The organism is Albibacterium profundi, assembly GCF_042159835.1.
In the GTDB taxonomy this organism is placed as follows: Bacteria; Bacteroidota; Bacteroidia; order Sphingobacteriales; family Sphingobacteriaceae; genus Albibacterium; species Albibacterium profundi.
In genome coordinates, this window is the sequence record NZ_JBBVGT010000002.1 from 1,790,163 (window position 1) to 1,808,166 (window position 18,004).

Below are 18,004 nucleotides of genomic sequence, written 5' to 3' on the forward strand. Positions count from 1 at the left end.
CTGTGTTATAACAAAGTTACTAAATTCTAAATAAATTGACTAGGATACCGGCTCGTCGAGTAAATCGATAAATTCGATCGCATCTGTTTCCATGCGGAGGATGATGCGTTCAACCATTTCATTTAGTATATGGTAACCAATGTAGGCAATAATACCGATGATAAGGCCGGTAGCTGATGATACCATTTTTACATAAAGACCACCAGATACAGTACCGATGTCAATAACACCCGCAAGTTCAACTTCGTGGAAGATGGCAATAACACCGATAATAGTTCCGACGAATCCCATCATGGGAGCGATACCAGCAATAATACCTAGAATATTGATGTTCTTTTCGAGTTTTGCAACTTCGAGTTTACCAACATTTTCTATAGCTCCTTCAATTTCTTTGATCGGTCTGCCAATCCTTAAGAGGCCTTTCTGTAGCATGCGACCGAGAGGGCCGTTGTTATTTCTACAAATGGCTAAAGCCGATTCCAGTTTTCCAGAAAGTATGCTTTGTTTTACCTGTCCCATTAAGTTTTTCTCAAAGCGATTTGCTTTGCGTATAGTCAGGTATCTTTCAATGAAGATAACTAAACCTATCAGTAGTAAAAGAGCCAAGGGTAACATAACCCAGCCTCCTTTAATTAGAAGGTCAATAAAACGCAGTTTCTCTGGTTCTTGAACAATTTGTTCTGCCGCCGTCATCATCGTATCCAATGGTTGAGTGCTGTCAATTTGTAATAGCATAGGTATTATTATTCTTTAGTTTTGATTATTTGTAGTGTGATTTTTGTTTTCCCATAGCCAAGCCTCGCTTGTCAGTTCATCTCTGACCCGTGCAAGTGACTCAGATGCTTCTGCTGATGTGTTAAAAGAAGCATAGCTTATCTTGTTCATGTTGCCGGCTCTATTATTTTGCAATATATAAACATTATAGCCTTTTGCATTTGTTTTTTCAACAAATTCTTTCGCTTCAGCCATTGTTTCGAATGCGGCTATGATGAGTTCGTACTTTTTCGTTGGTTTTCGGACGATCGCGTTTGTTTCGTCTACCGAAATATCAGTAGAGGGTGTGCTTAAACTATCCGTATTTCGCTCAGTATTTTCATTGATCTCAGTTGTGGAAGCAACTGAGTCTGTAGGGATTTCTTGCGATCGATTTTCTTTAGTATCGTTTCTGCTAGTTACAACTTGGTTGACCTGACTTTGCATTGGTTTAAGAAACCAAATACCGGCGATGATGATAGCCAAAGCAACACCGATGACTGGCCATAACCACCGTTTCGAGTCGCCTTCGCGTGTCAAATCGTCCAGTTCCTCGTGTATTCCAGGTTCGACTGTGCTTTCCACCGAACTGTATTCGGGTTGGTCCGCTACTTTTTCTTTGTCCGGTGAAGCCGCAGCTTCGTCTCGAACGTCTTGTTTTTCCGGTGTTGGAAGTATTTCTGCTTCAGCAACGGGATCATATAAATCAAATTGCGAACTGTCAACTTCAGTCACGATGCGGAGCTCTCCTTCTAAACTGACCGAGCAGGTCCCTAGTCCTTCAATATAAACTTCCTCATTCTCCGTACGACAGGCTTCTAATTTAGAAAGCATATCTGACGAGATTTTTCGTGCGTCAACTAGCGAGAGGTCGTAATTTCCTGCTATGAATTCGGTTAGCTTATCAGTATCAAACTCTTGTGTGTTAAAAAAGAGCGCTTCAGAAGGTGGAATAAATAACTGTTTAACTTCGTCAAAATAGGCAGGGACATACTCATTCCTGAACATACCTAGTCCTGGCAAATAAAATGTTTCATTATTTGCTAGTCCTTTATTTATAACTGAACCTATATTGACCATTTCCGCGCCGCAAAGTTATTTATTTAAAATGAATAATTTAGACCACCGATAACATTGAAGCCGAGACGAGGATAATAAAGGTATTCTTGGTAGGTGTCATTCAATAGGTTGTTAGCCTGTACAAAGATACCGAACTGATTTGTGATCCGATATTCAGCTCCTGCATTGATATTGACAAAGGCAGGCATTTTGCGGACACTATAAGGTATTTCACCTGCATAATCAATTAGTGGGTCAAGATACCTTGCCGATGTTTCTCCATTAAAGAATACCTCGCCAGTTAAGAATACCTTTTGACTGATATTGATCCGAGCGTCTGAGGAGATCCGCACGGCTGGCATGAACCAAGCTTCTTCTTCAGTTGATAGCTTATACTCACTAAGATTTATTTTTCCTCCAATGTTTACAGTTTGAGATACGCGCACATTGATTTCGCCTTCAAAACCCGATATGCTTGTCGCTTCGTCGATTCCCTGATCGTAGATCACGTCAAAACGAGTCGGGTCTGATGTATTGTTAACAAACAAGGGCATATCCTCAATTTTACGATAGAAGAATTTGGCTTTATAGCCAAAAGTCGCTCCTAAATTACCTTTTACTCCTGCGAAGATATGAAGACGATCTACCATGTTATTGATGTTTATATTTTCGTTTAAGAAAGGGTTGTCTTGGGCAAGAGTACGTAGAGATGTTTTTGTAACATCACCTTTGACGCCACCGAAAATGCTAGCGAACTGAGGTACAACGTCTAACTCGAAATCTGCAAAAGGGAAAAGGTTGGTACGACTTGTATCATTGCTTTCTGCAACGAAATTGGCTCCAAGCGTAAGTTTGTAATTGTCACCTTGAAAACGGATATAGGGATTTAATCGGACAATGTTATTCTGTTGACTATAATCAGTAGCTTTCACAGTTGTTAAATCTGCAGACACATTCGCGCCCAAATTAAACGCTTGAATCGTCTTATTTAAATAGCCACTAATCGCAAAAGAATTTTCTTTTGCATTGAACGCGTCACTGAACAGATAAGCGTCGGCCTTTAATGAATAACTCACGTCGTCATCTTGTGGATCATAATTTTTCAATAACTCACCAGACAGATAAAAATCGCTGAAGGTTTGATTCTCGGGTGTAACTGCCTCCGCGTAGGTTTCTGGTATGTAGCCGTAAAAGGCAGTTCCGAACCGATTGTATCCCACTTCTCCCTTTAAGGTAAAAGCGTCCATGATCCGCTTGCCAAAAACACCGATGTTTTGTTCGGAAAACTTTTGGCCTTCCAGATCTCCTTTTTGCCCTAAATGTTTGGCGTAAAAGCCTGCTTGATAAATGTCTGCCGTACCGGTATTGACATAAACTTCTCCCAAAATAGTATTGAAGTTTCCTATACCCAGTTTTGCATAGTTATTAGTCATGATATCAGGGCGACCTGATTGTAACTCCTGAATAGTCAATTGTCCCATTCCTGATGGGAAGTTTAAGCGTTTGTCTACGATGTTGTAGTTCAAAGACGGTTGAAAGGTCCGCGTATCGCTCAAACTTGGACTCCTTCTGATTTTGACGGCATCGGCTAGAATGGGACGGTAATCGCGTATAACCTCAACCTCTTCAATTGTGGTAGCTTGCTGCGTATTACTATCAGGCGTCTTGGTGGTGTCTACCTGAGCAAAAGTGTTGATCGATAAGACACTAAATCCTATTATAAATGTATATTTTAACATTGAACTCTTCAATATCATGGCTTATTCTTTGTTATTAAGTTTGTCTAAACGTTCGGTAGCCTCGGGGATGATATCATCCTCTTTGTTCTCATAATTTTCAATAATACTTTCCAAGGTACTTTTCGCTTGGAATTCATCTTTAAGTGCAATATAAGTGTCGGCTAAAAGAATAAAGCTCTTTGCAACCCAATAATCATGTGAAGGCATATTCTTGATCAGATCAAAGGCGGTTTCCTGTGCAGCCTTGATTCCTTTTTCCTCAAATTGAAGTCGCCCGTAATTATATTTCGCTTCCGCTCCGACTACAGTTTGACTGTTTTCCGCTGCAAGTCCGAACTCTTTTTTAGCAGCAGCTTTGTCTTCTTTCGCTAAATATGCTTTTCCGGAATAAAGATGTGCTCTGGCGATATCTTCTTCAGATGACTTCTCATACCCTTTTACAAAATCGGCATACTTTAACGTTTCATCCATATCTCCCATCATAAAATAGGATTTCATAAGGTTGTTGACGGCATAGCCATAATTGGCTTTATAATCAGCTGTTAATTCCAGTTTTTTCAGTGGTGCAATTGCTTCATTGTACTGCCCTAGGTCTAGATGTAATTGAGATACACTAAGAAGCGTCCGCTCGGTATAAGGACTGGTCCAGTCGTTTAGGATAATGTTGTAATCGTGTAAGGCTTCTTTCGGTTTTCCCGTTTTCCATAGGCTTTCCGCACGGATAAAACGAGCGTATTTTTCTTGTATTGGTTTAGGGAATTTATCAAAATAAGCATTAATTGCCTCTACTGCTGCTTGATAATCGCCACGAGCAAACAAACCGTTTGCGGCTTGGAAAGTGATATTATCCTGTTCAGCAGTTGAAAGGTTTCCAATGTTCGTCGTCTGTGCATAAGCAAGATATCCTTGTGCATCACCTTGGTCAATGTAAATGTTCTGAATCGTTTTCAAAGCCAACTTCGCTTCGTCTGTGGTCGAGTAGTCTTCAACTACTCGCTGGAAGGTCTGAATTGCGGCATCATTCTCTTGTTTATTATATTGAACTAAACCGATGGTAACCAAGGCTCTTGGTACATAGCTACTTCTTGGATATTGTTCTATCATCTCTTGCAGTCCGGTAATTGCCGTGTCATAATCCCCTTGTAAGAAGTAAGAATACGGAATTTCGAAAGCAGCATCATCCGAATAATTAGAGTTAGGGAATTGCTTTTGAAGGTCGATTAGCGTTGCAATTTTTGTTTCTATATCGCCCTGTAAACCTTGAATAATACCACGCTGATATAATGCATAGTCCTCTTGTGACACTTTTGCACTGATCAATTTATTATACTGTGTCATTGCTCGGCCATAGCTTCTCAAAGAGAAATAAGAGTCTCCTAACCGTGCGATTGCATCATTGCGAGTATTCTGATCAGAGTCTCCACTTGCCAGGAAACGTTCAAAATAGTTCGCGGCCGTAGAAAACGAAGAATTTCTATAAGCGGCGTAGGCGAGTGCATAGTTTGCATAATTGTAAACAGATGTATTTTTTGCGGCGGGATAACGTAAGAATCGATCAAAGTTAACAACCGCTTCGCCATATTTGCGGACCTCATACATGGCTTCTGCTTTCCAATAGGTTGCTAAAGCTTGTATTCTAGGGTCAACAGGAACACTCTCTGATCGCATGAACAAAGAAATTGAATTCTCAAAGGCTCTTTCATTATAATGTTCGAGACCTCTGAAATAAGTTACCTTTTGATAAGCAGCGTTGGCTTCACGACTTCTATTCGGAATAGTTTCTAAGATATCAACGGCTTCGCTATAGTTTTTAGTCGTTAAGAGAATTTCAGCCAGCAATGTCTTTGCCTCATCTGTATTTTCTGATCTTGGATAAGTTTCCAGAAAGCTCTGTGTTGCCTCTAACGCAGCCTGATGAAATTCGAGTTCATATGAAAGTTTGGCGTAGTTCAGTGCACCTTCCTCTTTAAGTTCCGGATCAAAATCGAGTTTTGAAGCTCTGAAAAAAGCATTCCTCGCGCTTTGCTTATTGCCCTTTTGGAGAAAAGCATCACCAAGGGTAATCATACCTGCTTGGTAATATGCCTCTGGTTGATCCATTTTCTCCAATTCGGCGATCGCTTTGTCTATATTTCCATTTGTATAGGCAATGTAACCAATATTATAGGTGTCTTGGTTGCTTTGTGTTGCGCCTTGATCTGCAGCCTGGTAACGGTCATAATAAATCTTTGAATTTTCCAGATCGCCTTTAGAAAAATATGTCGCACCGATAATGCGAAGCAAGTCGGTTTCACTCTCCTGTTCTGTTGTTTCCAATATAGGAATAGCATAGGCAAGAACATCATCATAGCGTTTATCCAAATAATACAGTGAAGCGATGTAATACGGATAGCTGCTTTCAAACTGCTTGGACCCTTTCAGTCTTTCAAATTCTGATAAAGCGGTTTTATATTCACCATCCAAATAAGCTAGATAAGCGTAATAATAAATGGCCGATTCATTGTAGGGGGAACGCTCATTTTTTAGGCGTTCAAACATCGGTTTTGCTTCTTGGAGTCGATCCTTTTTGAAATAAGAATAGGCAAGTTTAAATCGATATTCTGAACTTTCAAGACCGCTCAGTGCTCCCGCATCTAGTTTTTCGAACCATTCGATAGCTTTGTCGTAATTCTTTTGTCCGAAATAAGATCTCCCCACTTGATAGTAGGCTGCTTTCGTACTTGAGCTGGTAGGATAGTCTTTAATAAATTTTAAAAAAAGGTTTTCTGCATCAATATTGCCAACTTCCAGAGCACATACCGCTTGATAGAACCGTGCTTTTTCTTTTAGCAAACTAACTTGTGCTTGCTCGTCTTCTTGAATAACCGATCTTATCCGCGTGTTTTCAACCTTGTCAAACTGTTTTGATGCGGCTGTATACTTGCCCCGCTCATAGAGCTCCATTCCACTTTTATATGCTTCGTCTATCTCTTGCCAGGCTCCTTGTTGCGCATATGCATTGCCGGCAAGTAAGCTAAGAGCAAGACCGATTTGAGTGAATTTTTTAAACATATTGTCTAATATTCTTTTTGTGCTAAGATAAGATGATTATTATTTTTTTAAACATTTATGGCTGAATATAAACACGTCACAATTAAAATAACGTTAATAATTGTTAAAAAATACAATTAGCGATATAATAACTGATGAAACATGGATGAACCTGAGCTTTTATCCTCTTTTGGCAGCAAGTAAATACAATACCGCCATCCGGACGGCTACTCCATTTTCAACTTGCTCCAGAATAATTGAATGGTTACTATCAGCGACATCGCTGGTAATTTCTACTCCACGGTTGATTGGCCCGGGGTGCATAATTGTTATTTCCTTGTCTAATGAATCCAATATTTTTTTATTTAAACCATACAGCATAGAGTATTCTCGCAGCGATGGAAAATAGGAAATGTCTTGCCGTTCCAACTGGATGCGTAGCATGTTTGCAACATCACACCAGTTAAGAGCATTCAATAGGTTGTGTTCTACCTTTACCCCCAATGATTGGATATGTTTGGGAATGAGCGTGGTTGGGCCGCATACCATGACATCGGCACCTAGCTTCTTCAAACAAAGTATATTGGATAGGGCCACTCGAGAATGAAGGATGTCTCCGATGATCGCTATTTTTTTTCCGGCAACATCTCCCAAGCGCTCCCTAATTGAAAACGAATCTAGCAATGCCTGTGTAGGGTGTTCATGCGCTCCGTCTCCAGCATTGACAATTTGTGCATTCACATGGTTCTTTAAAAAGACTCCTGCGCCTGGATAGGGGTGTCGCATAACAACCATATCTACCTTCATCGCGAGAATATTATTCACGGTATCAATGAGTGTCTCACCTTTGCTGACTGATGATGAAGATGCTGAGAAATTTACGATGTCTGCAGATAACCTCTTCTCGGCTAATTCGAAGGATAGCCGGGTGCGAGTCGAGTTTTCAAAGAAAATATTAGCGATTGTGATATCTCTTAACGAGGGGACCTTCTTAATGGGTCGGTTTAAAACATCTTTAAATGTTTGAGCTGTGTCCAGAATCAAGTTGATATCTTGATTAGTTAAATCTTTTATGCCTAATATGTGTCTGGTACTGAGTTGTTCCGCAGTTGCCTCTTTCATGCTCATTTTGTTAAGACGACTTTAATTCTTTTCTTCATTCACTAGCAAAACTTGATCCTTTTTGTCTGTTTCTGCCCAGCTTACTATAACCTTTTGGGAGTTGATTGAATCGATAGGTAACCCAACATAATCGGGCTCAATCGGCAGGTGGCGTGCAAATCTTCTGTCTACCAGTACGAGCAACTCAACTTTCTCAGGTCGTCCGAAGGACTGGATTGCATCCAATGCAGAACGTATTGTTCTTCCTGTCCAAAGAACATCATCCACCAATATTACCTTTTTATTTTCAACAATAAAGTTCATGTTGGTACTACTCGGTGACAATGGAAGGCTACCTTTCATCCTGAAATCGTCACGAAAGAAGGTTATATCCAAATCTCCAGATGGTACCTTGTTAACGTCAAGAATTGCCTTTAATTCTTGTACAATCCGATTAGCTAAATAGACCCCGCGCGGCTGTATGCCTACAATAACAGAATTAGAAAAATCTTGATGATTCTCAATTAATTGATGACAAAGACGTTGTATTGTTATTTTAAACTTGGCTCCGCTTAACAGAATTGAATTTTGCATTGAGGTATTATTTGGTCAAAAATAGCATTTTTTTTATAACCTACATAAAATTGCTATTTTGGATTTGTACCTTTAGGTTTGCTTCAAAATATAAATCTTTATGAGAACCCTTTTTTTTAAATCAAGTGCATTCCTTCTGTTGATTGCTACAGTCGCATTTCAAAGTTCGTGTACGCAGTCTGGAACAGATGAAGGTGCGGCAACCGATTCGCTCCAGCAATATGTAGATAAAAGAATCCAGATTTACGAACCGGTTAAGCTGACTACCGATTTGTCGATGCTTACAGATAATGAAAAGGAGGTACTGCCCTTGCTGATCAAAGCCGCAGAAGTGATGGATGAGTTGTTTTGGCTACAGGCCTATCCGCAACGAGATAACCTACTTGAAACTATTAAAGATGAACACACGAAGGCTTTTATTAATATAAATTACGGTCCTTGGGACAGGCTAAATGCAGATAAACCTTTTGTAGAGGGCATTGGCTCTAAACCTTTGGGAGCATTTTTCTATCCTGCCGATATGACCAAAGAGGAATTTGAAAACTCAGGTCTCGAACACGATATGTATTCAATAATCCGTCGAAACTCAGAGGGTGAATTAGTGGCGATACCTTATTCTGAGGCATTTAATCTTCAGCTAAATAGAGCAGCAGAGTTTCTAAGGAAAGCGGCCGATAAAACTGATAATGAACAGTTCAGAAAGTATCTGTTATTGCGAGCTGCTGCATTGTTAACAGATGATTATGATCTGAGCGATCGTGCCTGGTTGGATATGAAAACCAACAGTTTAGATATTATTATCGGACCTATTGAGAACTACGAAGACAAGCTGTTTAACTCTAAGGCAGCGTTCGAATCCTATGTTTTGGTAAAGGATAAGGAATGGAGTGGACGCCTAGCCAAGTATGTAGCGATGCTGCCATCTTTACAAAAAGGTTTGCCGGTAGATCCTGAATATAAACAGGAGAGTCCGGGAACAGATTCTGAACTGAATGCTTATGATGTAGTGTACTATGCCGGCGATTGCAATTCCGGTTCGAAGACCATTGCTGTGAATCTTCCCAATAGTGAAGTTATCCAACAGGAAAAGGGTACACGCCGGTCGCAACTCAAAAATGCGATGCGTGCAAAATTCGATAAGATTCTCTTGCCTATTTCAAATGTGCTGATAGATCCTCAACAGCGCGAGTTTATTAATTTCGACGCATTTTTTTCCAATGTGATGTTTCATGAAGTGGCGCACGGTTTGGGAATTAAGCAAACGATTAATGGAAAAGGCTTTGTCCGAGAAGCACTTCAGGAACAATACTCGTGGCTAGAAGAATGTAAAGCGGATGTCTTAGGACTATATATGGTTACCAAGTTACTCGAAAATGGTGAGCTAGATGGACAGGTTGAAGAGTTTTATACAACTTTTATGGCAGGTATTCTCCGTTCGGTGAGATTTGGAGCTTCAAGTGCTCACGGGAAAGCTAATATGATGAGTTTCAATTTCTTTGAGGAAAAGGGGGCTTTCAAGAAAACGGATAAGGGGTATTATCAAGTTGATTATAAAGCCTTCCAGCAAGCGATGAATGAATTAGGTGCCATTATTCTCAAGGCTCAGGGTGACGGGGATAAGGCTCGCGTTGAATCACTCCAAAAAAAGTATAGCGTAATTGGGGAGGATCTTCAAAATGACTTAAATCGCTTAACTAAAAATGATATTCCCGTCGATATCGTTTTTGAGCAAGGGATTGAAGTTTTGGGCTTATAATGCTTGACAAACCTTTTTTAATCTCTCTTGTTTACTTTTTGAATAAACAAATATAGGATGAGAAATATATTAATTGTCATTGGGTCGATACTCTTGATCTGTTGGGTGATAGGTTTAATTTTCAAAGTGATCGGTGTTGCCATTCACGCATTATTAATCGTCGGCCTTTTTATGATAATAATAAGTCTGATCAGAGGAAGGCGAAGTACATGAGTTTAACTTTTGTTAGCCGCTTGTATCAGTTGGAGCTAACATTATAACAAAAAAAGCTTGGCAGTGAGTGCCAAGCTTTTTTTGTTATAATGTTATGTTTTTTTAATAGCTGAAATCGTCAGATTTTGGTTCTGGGTTGGAATAGCCATTTTCCGAAAATTCGTAGCGTTTTTCGACTACCTCTTGATTTTCTTTAATATAATTAACAGTTTCGGTTAGTCCTTCTGCAAATTTTTCAAAATCTTCTTTGTATAGAAAAATCTTGTGTTTAATAAACACACCATCCTCAAGTCTCTTCTTGCTTTCTGTGATAGTTAGATAATAATCGTTCGCGCGCGTTGCTTTTACATCAAAAAAATAGGTGCGTTTTCCTGCTCTCACTCTTTTTGAAAAGACCTCTTCACGTTCTCTTTTGTCAAAATCTCCCATTTCAAAATATTTGTTTAAGTTTTATTTACGGCATAAATATAAATGAATATATTTAGAATATGCAAATAAACCTTCTGTAAATGGTGAAAAAATTCATAAAAAGCGCTTATCCGTTAGCCTCTTAGCAATTATTTTTCTGAGAGATGATCGAATGGGTTTTCATAATGATCATTAATGCGCGTGCGCACATCATCGGTTGTTGGGTCATCAATTAATCGAAAAGGCGAATAATCGTTTTGTATACGTTTAATCATGTTTTCGATCATTCCGATCGTGTATTTACTCCTATCCAACTTAATGACAAACTCTTTGTCTGATATTTCCAAATTTAACCTACTCATATTATTCGAATTTAAATGGATTGTAAGATAGCATACATACATTAACACAGTATTAAAAGAACATGAAGTTTCTAATAAAAAAAGGGGAGCGTTTATTTCGTAAATAAATGCTCCCCTTTGCGGAATAACTACAAGGTTGTCTTAACCTTGATTTTGTCGTATGATATTAAGAGCTCCTCCAGCTTTAAACCATTCGATTTGTTGCTCATTGTATGTATGGTTTACCGGGAACGAGTCCTTAGTCCCATCGGCATGATTCAAAACAACAGTAAGTGGTTTCCCAACTGCGAAATCGGTCAGTCCAATTACGTCAATCCTATCATCCTCCTGAACTAAATCGTAGTCATTTGGATCATCAAATGTGATGCCCAACATCCCTTGTTTCTTTAGATTCGTTTCGTGAATACGAGCAAACGACTTAACAAGGATAACCCGAACGCCCAGGTGTCTAGGTTCCATCGCTGCATGTTCTCGAGAAGAACCTTCACCGTAGTTTTCATCACCTACAACAATGCTGTCAATTCCCGCAGCTTTGTAGGCACGTTGAGTAGCCGGAACCGCTCCGTACTCCCCAGTTAATTGGTTTTTGACTGTATCCGCCTTGTCGTTGACAAAGTTGATAGCGCCAATCAACATATTGTTAGAAATGTTGTCCAAATGACCACGATATTTTAACCAAGGTCCAGCCATTGAAATATGGTCCGTTGTACATTTTCCTTTTGCTTTAATTAACAAAACCATGTTGGTTAGATCTTGCCCGTTCCATGGTTTAAAAGGTTCTAGTAATTGCAGGCGGTCAGAATCTGGACTTACGATAACCTGTACACTGTCTCCATCTACTGCTGGAGCTTGGTAACCTGCATCTTCAACTGCAAAGCCTTTTGTCGGTAGCTCTAATCCTGATGGCTCATCAAGTTTTACTTGCTCGCCTTTTGTATTTGTTAACGTATCTGTCAATGGATTGAAAGATAGCTTGCCTGCAATAGCCAAAGCCGTTGTTATTTCAGGGGAAGCCACAAACGCGTGCGTATTTGGGTTGCCGTCGTTACGTTTTGCAAAGTTTCTGTTGAACGATGTAACAATGGAGTTCTTTTCCTTTTTATCTGCACCATGCCTAGCCCACTGTCCGATACAAGGTCCACAAGCATTTGCCAGTACCGTACCGCCTATTTTCTCAAATGTGTTAAGGAACCCATCTCGTTCGATTGTAAAACGCACCAGTTCCGAGCCTGGTGTAACTGTGTATTCCGATTGTACCTGAAGGTCTTTATCAACAGCCTGTTGTGCTAAAGAAGCAGCGCGACTGATATCTTCATAGGAAGAGTTCGTACATGAGCCAATTAGCCCGACTTCTAATTTATCAGGCCAGTTATTTTCTTTTACAGCTTCTGCAAACTTCGATATAGGCCATGCCAGATCAGGTGTGAACGGCCCGTTAACATGGGGCTCTAACTCGGACAGGTTAATTTCTATTACCTGATCAAAATATGCTTCGGGGTTAGCATATACTTCTGCGTCGCCAGTTAAGTGTTGCTTAATCTGATTAGCTAGATCAGCTACATCGGATCTGTCAGTTCCTCTCAAATATGCCTCAGCTTTTTCGTCGTACCCGAAAATTGAAGTTGTTGCACCAATTTCAGCACCCATATTACAAATGGTTCCTTTTCCAGTAGCAGACAGGCTTTGAGCTCCTTCGCCGAAGTACTCAACAATAGCTCCGGTTCCACCCTTAACAGTTAATATTCCGGCAACTTTTAAAATAACATCTTTCGCCGATGTCCAGCCAGAAAGCTTTCCTGTTAATTTTACTCCAATGAGCTTTGGAAATTTAAGCTCCCATGGTAAACCGGCCATTACATCACAGGCGTCTGCACCACCTACACCGATAGCAACCATTCCTAAGCCACCTGCATTGGGTGTATGTGAATCTGTTCCAATCATCATTCCGCCCGGGAATGCGTAGTTTTCTAATACAACCTGATGGATAATACCTGCGCCTGGTTTCCAGAAACCGATGCCATATTTATTAGATACAGAAGATAAGAAATCATAAACTTCACGGTTTTGTTCGTTTGCAATTTCTAAATCTGCATCTGCGCCAATTTTAGCTTGGATTAAATGGTCACAATGTACCGTTGAAGGTACCGCTACCTGAGGCTTGCCAGCCTGCATGAATTGCAATAAAGCCATTTGTGCGGTAGCATCTTGCATTGCTACACGATCAGGAGCGAAGTCTACATAGTCCTGACCTCTCTGGTAAGCTGTTTTAGTTTCGCCTTTCCAAAGGTGAGCATAAAGAATTTTTTCCGTAAGAGTGAGGGGTTTGCCAACAGATTTTCGAGCTGCATCAATGCGGGTCTCAAATCGTTGATAAACATCTTTTATCATTTCGATATCAAATGCCATAGTTATGTTTTTGTTTTGTTTAATGAAATTCCAGTGTCAATGACCAAGATCTACATAAGATGTAGTATATCATCTGAAAATTGCTGCGAATTTACAAAAAATAAAATAAAAAAACGCCCAAGGATGTGGATGCAAAGTCATATTAAGAAATTGATCAATCAGTAAAGTGGAAATGGCTGCTTTTAATGATTCTGGGGTTAATAAGATTCTGTTAACGAGGCGATTGTATAGGAGGTTAATGTTTATTTAATATTTAAATAACTCAAATGTAATGTTAGGTTAATGTTAGCATTACATTAATGGGCGTTCTTTGTAGCAGAATTTTAAAGGTCAAGAAATTAAAACACGATTTAAAACAAAAAAGACCATAATAACTGAAAAATCAAAATGAAAAACATGAAAAATTTCTTCTTATCCCTATGTGCTGTAGCAGTATTAGGATTCGCAACCGGATGTAGCGACGATGGACCCGAAGGGCCAGTGCCGGTAGAGCCAGGAGAAGAGCTATCGAGAAGTGGCATCTTAACTGAAAATGAAACTTGGACTTCGAATAACGTCTACATTTTAGACGGCAAAGTAGTTGTGAACGACGGTGTTACGTTGACAATCGAGCCGGGAACGATTATCAAAGGTGCAAAGGGGCAAGAAGCTTCAGCTTCTGCATTGGTTGTCGATCAAGGTGGTAAGTTAGTTGCGAACGGTACAGCTGAGTCGCCTATTATCTTCACATCTGTAGATGATAATATTCAGCCTGGACAGAAGGCAGGAACAAATTTAGATGAAACCGCTAATGGCTTATGGGGTGGTGTGATTATCTTAGGAAAGGCGCCGATCTCTGTGGGAAATGACGCTGGAGTTGCACAAATTGAAGGAATTCCGGCTACCGAGTCTTATGGGCAGTATGGAGGCGACCAGCCGAATGATAACTCTGGATCATTGAAGTTCGTTTCTATCCGTCATGGCGGTATTACTATCGGACAGGATAACGAGATTAACGGTTTAACCCTCGGAGGTGTTGGATCAGGTACGGTTATTCAGGATATCGAAATTGTTGCCAATCAGGATGATGGTATTGAGTGGTTTGGTGGTACCGTAAATTCTTCAAACCTACTTACATGGGCTCATGGCGACGATGGTTTAGACGTAGATCAACAATATACAGGTACAATCTCGAATGCTGTTGTTATTCAAGGTGACGAACCAGGAAGCGCGTTTGAACTAGACGGTCCGGAAGGTACAACTAATGGTACTCCTTTTATCATGAAAGACATCACCGTTTTCGCAAATGGTAAAGACGCTTTAGTTGCCGACCTAAGAGACGGCGTTGTGGTTAATCTAGAAAATATCCTTGTATTGAACCCTGGCCTTGCATCGGCAGTAAAGATTAACGGCGAAGACTCGCAGGCTGAACTTTCAGCGGATCGTATTAAATTCGCTAACTGGGAGCTACTTTTACCTGGCAGTTTAACGATTGCTGATTTTTTCACAGGAGCAACTGCAGAGACTGTAATCAAATTTTCTGGCAATGCTTCGGCAATTGAAAGTGCAGGTGAGGCATCAGTAGGTGCTAACCTAGCAAACTTCTCTTGGACCTACGCGGCCGAGAAAGGCGCTTTCTAATTAAGAATAATGTAAAATAAAATGTCCATCATTACCACTAAGGGAGATGGACATTTTTGATTAAGAATAATAATATCTCTATAATGATAAAGAAAGTTTTTCTTTTAACCTTCTGTTTAATCACTTCATGTATCGCATTTGCAGATCGTGTAGTAGGGACGGTGGTTGATGGTGCGAATAATGAACCCTTGGCATATGCGAGTGTCCTCGTAAAGGGAACTCAAACAGCGGTAAATACGGATTTTGAGGGAGATTATGCGTTGGAGTTAAGTGAGGGTGTGTATACACTGGTTTATACCTTCGTTGGGTATGAAACTAAAGAAGTGTCGGATGTTGTAGTAGAAGATGGAAAGGTAACAGAAATAGACTTGGTTCTCAATCCTGCTAACGACATGTTGAACGCTGTGGTAATTACGACAACAGCAAGAAAAAATACAGACGTGTCACTTCTGAGAATGCAAAAGAACGCCGGTATTCTTATGGACGGTTTGTCGATGCAGAGTATCAAGCGCGCTGGAGCTAGCGATATAGCCGCGGCGGTCAAAGCTGTTCCGGGGGTATCGGTTCAAGAAGGGAAATATGTTTACGTACGAGGACTTGGGGATCGATACACCAAATCAATTTTGAATGGCATGGACATCCCCGGCCTTGATCCAGACAAAAACACCATTCAGATGGACATTTTCCCGACGAACATCTTGGAGAATATTGTCGTGGTTAAGTCTGCATCTGCTGAACTGCCGGCCGACTTTACTGGCGGAGTAGTAGATATTGTAACAAAGGATTTTCCGACACAGAAACAATTTGGAATTTCAATATCTGGTGATTTCAATCCGGATATGCATTTTAAAGATAATTTTCTATCATATAATGGTGGTGGAACTGATTTCTTGGGTTTTGATGACGGAACGCGGAAATTACCCGTATCAAAAGAGTTAGACATCCCTTCGCCTTATGGATCAGGGCGTGATCAATTAGAAAGAATCACTCGTTCCTTCAATCCCACTATGGCTGCAATGAATAAAAATAGTATGCCCGACTTTTCGGTAGGTCTGAATTATGGTAATCAGTTTGCCGTAGGTGATCATAAGCTTGGTTTCATCGCTTCGATTGATTATAAAAATAGCACTTCATTTTACGAGGGTTTCGAAAATGGTATATATCAACGACCGGTGTCAAAAAGCGATTATGAATTAAGGTTCGACAGAAGGCAACGAGGGAACCTGGGAGAGAACAATGTTCTGGCGTCCATCCTTACGGGCTTAGCTTATAAAACGGATCGGTCTAAATATGTGCTCAATTTATTGAGGATCCAAAATGGTGAGACACGTGCCGCAATATTCGATCAGCGTACAGAGATTTCTAATACCATTGATGTAGTCAAAGACAATCTCGAATATACGCAACGCTCCATTTCTAACCTATCCTTAAGCGGTAAACATACAAATGAAGATGCTTCTTTTACAACCGAGTGGAAAGTTTCTCCGACCTTGTCAAAAGTGCATGATAAAGATGTGCGCTTAACAACGTTTATTAAGAACAGTAATGGTAGCCTGACAATTGGCTCGGATGCTGGTTTTCCTACTCGCATCTGGAGGGATCTGGAAGAAGTCAATTTGGTAGGGAAAGTCGATCTGTCAAAAAAATATCAGTTGATGGAGCAAAATGCTACCTTGAAATTTGGTGGATTGTACAGCTATAAGCAACGTGATTTTGGTATTTACAAATACAATATAGCTAATCGTAATGTCAATACGTCTGATTTAAATGGTGATCCCGATGCTATTTTAACCGAGGAGAATATTTGGACAACCGAGAACGATAAAGGCTATTATATAGAAGGTAGTTATCAGCCATCCAATACATTTGACGGTACGCAGCACACCGCCGCTATATACGTTTCGAACGAGTTTAAAGTAGGAGAGAAATTAAGAACGATCTTAGGTCTACGTGCAGAGAAGTTCATGACCTTCTTTACAGGTCAGAATGCTAGTGGTAGTCAGGTTTATGATAATGAAAAGACAATCGATGAATTAGATTTCTTCCCGTCGGCTAATTTGATATACGAACTAAAGGAAAATAACAATCTACGATTCTCTTATTACAGAACAACGGCCAGACCGACTTTCAAAGAACTATCCGTTGTCCAGATACAAGACCTTTTGACTGGAGTGATGTTTCTTGGAAACCTAGATTTAGTACCAACCTATATCAATAATTTTGACTTGCGCTATGAGCTGTTTGGAGATCAGGCCCAAATGTTTGCTGTAAGCGGTTTTTATAAGAAATTTAAGAACCCAATTGAGCTGGTGGTTTATTCTGATATTACACCGAATCAGTTTACACCAAAAAATGCTCCCGAAGCGGATGTTTTTGGTGTTGAGTTTGAAGCGCGGAAAAACTTTGGTTTTATTTCAGAAGATCTAGAAAAATTGAGCTTAAATGTAAATCTTTCGCTGATTGAGTCAAGGATCAAGATGAGTGATAGTGAATATCAATCTCGCTTGGCTGCCGCTAGAGATGGGGAGGAAGTTGAAGATACTAGAAAGCTGCAAGGTCAGTCTCCTTATCTCATCAATACAGGTTTAGCGTATAACGATATTGACCGCGGAGTCGAAACTGGTTTTTTCTATAATGTACAGGGTAAGACGTTAGATATTGTAGGAGCTAATGTAAATCCCGATGTGTTTGTTCAACCGTTTAACAGTCTGAACTTTAAATTTTCGAAGAAGATCGGGCCTAAAAAAGCCTCAACTATTACCATTAAGGTTGATAATATTTTGGACGACGACAGGGAGAGCTTGTATGAATCATACAACGCAGCATCGCAAGCATTCGAATACAGAAAGCCAGGTCGCAGTTTTGGTGTCGGATATAGCTGGACCTTTTAAATTTGTTAGAGTTTAAAAAGATTCACTAATAAGAAAAAACGGCTGTCGCAAAGCGAGAGCCGTTTTTACGTT

At 40.1% G+C, this 18,004-nt stretch carries 13 protein-coding genes; 4 read left to right on the top strand and 9 right to left on the bottom strand.

All coding sequences use genetic code 11. The features are described from left to right. Nucleotides 1-39: 39 nt before the first annotated feature. The 6 genes from WKR92_RS09405 to pyrR form a co-directional block, all read right to left on the bottom strand. Nucleotides 40-735 carry a MotA/TolQ/ExbB proton channel family protein gene (locus tag WKR92_RS09405; protein ID WP_375557571.1) on the bottom strand — a complete coding sequence of 232 codons (696 nt, stop codon included), beginning with the start codon at nucleotides 733-735 and terminating at the stop codon, nucleotides 40-42. Between the two features lie 15 nt (nucleotides 736-750). Then, entirely contained in the window at nucleotides 751-1,833 is a 1,083-nt protein-coding gene (locus WKR92_RS09410) for an HU domain-containing protein (protein ID WP_375557572.1), read from the bottom strand. Between the two features lie 23 nt (nucleotides 1,834-1,856). After that, on the bottom strand, nucleotides 1,857-3,569 hold the full coding sequence (locus tag WKR92_RS09415) for a TonB-dependent receptor (RefSeq protein WP_375557573.1): 1,713 nt from the start codon (nucleotides 3,567-3,569) through the stop codon (nucleotides 1,857-1,859). 3 nt (nucleotides 3,570-3,572) lie between these two features. Then, on the bottom strand, nucleotides 3,573-6,602 hold the full coding sequence (locus tag WKR92_RS09420) for a tetratricopeptide repeat protein (RefSeq protein ID WP_375557574.1): 3,030 nt from the start codon (nucleotides 6,600-6,602) through the stop codon (nucleotides 3,573-3,575). A 159-nt stretch (nucleotides 6,603-6,761) separates the two neighbouring features. Next, nucleotides 6,762-7,703, bottom strand: coding sequence for an aspartate carbamoyltransferase catalytic subunit (locus WKR92_RS09425; protein ID WP_375557575.1), 942 nt, complete (start codon nucleotides 7,701-7,703; stop codon nucleotides 6,762-6,764). Between the two features lie 21 nt (nucleotides 7,704-7,724). After that, nucleotides 7,725-8,276 (bottom strand): bifunctional pyr operon transcriptional regulator/uracil phosphoribosyltransferase PyrR, encoded by a 552-nt coding sequence (pyrR, locus tag WKR92_RS09430; protein ID WP_375557576.1) that lies wholly within the window; start codon nucleotides 8,274-8,276, stop codon nucleotides 7,725-7,727. Between the two features lie 100 nt (nucleotides 8,277-8,376). Here pyrR and WKR92_RS09435 point away from each other — a divergent pair, with 100 nt between their 5' ends. Both WKR92_RS09435 and WKR92_RS09440 read left to right on the top strand, forming a co-directional pair. Continuing rightward, a complete protein-coding gene (locus WKR92_RS09435; protein ID WP_375557577.1) occupies nucleotides 8,377-10,032 on the top strand; it encodes a DUF8614 domain-containing protein in 1,656 nt (551 codons plus the stop codon). 57 nt (nucleotides 10,033-10,089) lie between these two features. Further along, nucleotides 10,090-10,245, top strand: a complete 156-nt coding sequence (locus WKR92_RS09440; RefSeq protein WP_375557578.1) for a DUF5670 family protein — start codon at nucleotides 10,090-10,092, stop codon at nucleotides 10,243-10,245. Between the two features lie 102 nt (nucleotides 10,246-10,347). Here the strand turns inward: WKR92_RS09440 and WKR92_RS09445 are convergent, their stop codons facing one another. The 3 genes from WKR92_RS09445 to WKR92_RS09455 form a co-directional block, all read right to left on the bottom strand. Beyond that, a complete protein-coding gene (locus WKR92_RS09445; protein WP_375557579.1) occupies nucleotides 10,348-10,674 on the bottom strand; it encodes a DUF3276 family protein in 327 nt (108 codons plus the stop codon). A gap of 128 nt (nucleotides 10,675-10,802) precedes the next feature. Further along, nucleotides 10,803-11,015, bottom strand: coding sequence for a hypothetical protein (locus tag WKR92_RS09450; RefSeq protein WP_375557580.1), 213 nt, complete (start codon nucleotides 11,013-11,015; stop codon nucleotides 10,803-10,805). A gap of 141 nt (nucleotides 11,016-11,156) precedes the next feature. Continuing rightward, entirely contained in the window at nucleotides 11,157-13,421 is a 2,265-nt protein-coding gene (locus tag WKR92_RS09455; RefSeq protein ID WP_375557581.1) for an aconitate hydratase, read from the bottom strand. A 396-nt stretch (nucleotides 13,422-13,817) separates the two neighbouring features. Between WKR92_RS09455 and WKR92_RS09460 the strand changes: the two genes are divergently transcribed. Then, nucleotides 13,818-15,041 carry a beta-helix domain-containing protein gene (locus WKR92_RS09460; RefSeq protein ID WP_375557582.1) on the top strand — a complete coding sequence of 408 codons (1,224 nt, stop codon included), beginning with the start codon at nucleotides 13,818-13,820 and terminating at the stop codon, nucleotides 15,039-15,041. An 83-nt stretch (nucleotides 15,042-15,124) separates the two neighbouring features. Continuing rightward, entirely contained in the window at nucleotides 15,125-17,932 is a 2,808-nt protein-coding gene (locus WKR92_RS09465; RefSeq protein WP_375557583.1) for a TonB-dependent receptor, read from the top strand. Nucleotides 17,933-18,004: the final 72 nt, after the last annotated feature.

What these genes read in the sequence shown, in the direction of transcription:
- WKR92_RS09425 (WP_375557575.1), bottom strand. Translation starts at nt 7,703, where the DNA reads ATGAAAGAGGCAACTGCGGAACAACTCAGTACCAGACACATATTAGGC.
- WKR92_RS09415 (WP_375557573.1), bottom strand. Translation starts at nt 3,569, where the DNA reads ATGATATTGAAGAGTTCAATGTTAAAATATACATTTATAATAGGATTT.
- WKR92_RS09455 (WP_375557581.1), bottom strand. Translation starts at nt 13,421, where the DNA reads ATGGCATTTGATATCGAAATGATAAAAGATGTTTATCAACGATTTGAG.
- WKR92_RS09465 (WP_375557583.1), top strand. Translation starts at nt 15,125, where the DNA reads ATGATAAAGAAAGTTTTTCTTTTAACCTTCTGTTTAATCACTTCATGT.
- WKR92_RS09405 (WP_375557571.1), bottom strand. Translation starts at nt 735, where the DNA reads ATGCTATTACAAATTGACAGCACTCAACCATTGGATACGATGATGACG.
- WKR92_RS09460 (WP_375557582.1), top strand. Translation starts at nt 13,818, where the DNA reads ATGAAAAATTTCTTCTTATCCCTATGTGCTGTAGCAGTATTAGGATTC.
- WKR92_RS09445 (WP_375557579.1), bottom strand. Translation starts at nt 10,674, where the DNA reads ATGGGAGATTTTGACAAAAGAGAACGTGAAGAGGTCTTTTCAAAAAGA.
- WKR92_RS09420 (WP_375557574.1), bottom strand. Translation starts at nt 6,602, where the DNA reads ATGTTTAAAAAATTCACTCAAATCGGTCTTGCTCTTAGCTTACTTGCC.
- WKR92_RS09435 (WP_375557577.1), top strand. Translation starts at nt 8,377, where the DNA reads ATGAGAACCCTTTTTTTTAAATCAAGTGCATTCCTTCTGTTGATTGCT.
- pyrR (WP_375557576.1), bottom strand. Translation starts at nt 8,276, where the DNA reads ATGCAAAATTCAATTCTGTTAAGCGGAGCCAAGTTTAAAATAACAATA.
- WKR92_RS09410 (WP_375557572.1), bottom strand. Translation starts at nt 1,833, where the DNA reads ATGGTCAATATAGGTTCAGTTATAAATAAAGGACTAGCAAATAATGAA.
- WKR92_RS09440 (WP_375557578.1), top strand. Translation starts at nt 10,090, where the DNA reads ATGAGAAATATATTAATTGTCATTGGGTCGATACTCTTGATCTGTTGG.
- WKR92_RS09450 (WP_375557580.1), bottom strand. Translation starts at nt 11,015, where the DNA reads ATGAGTAGGTTAAATTTGGAAATATCAGACAAAGAGTTTGTCATTAAG.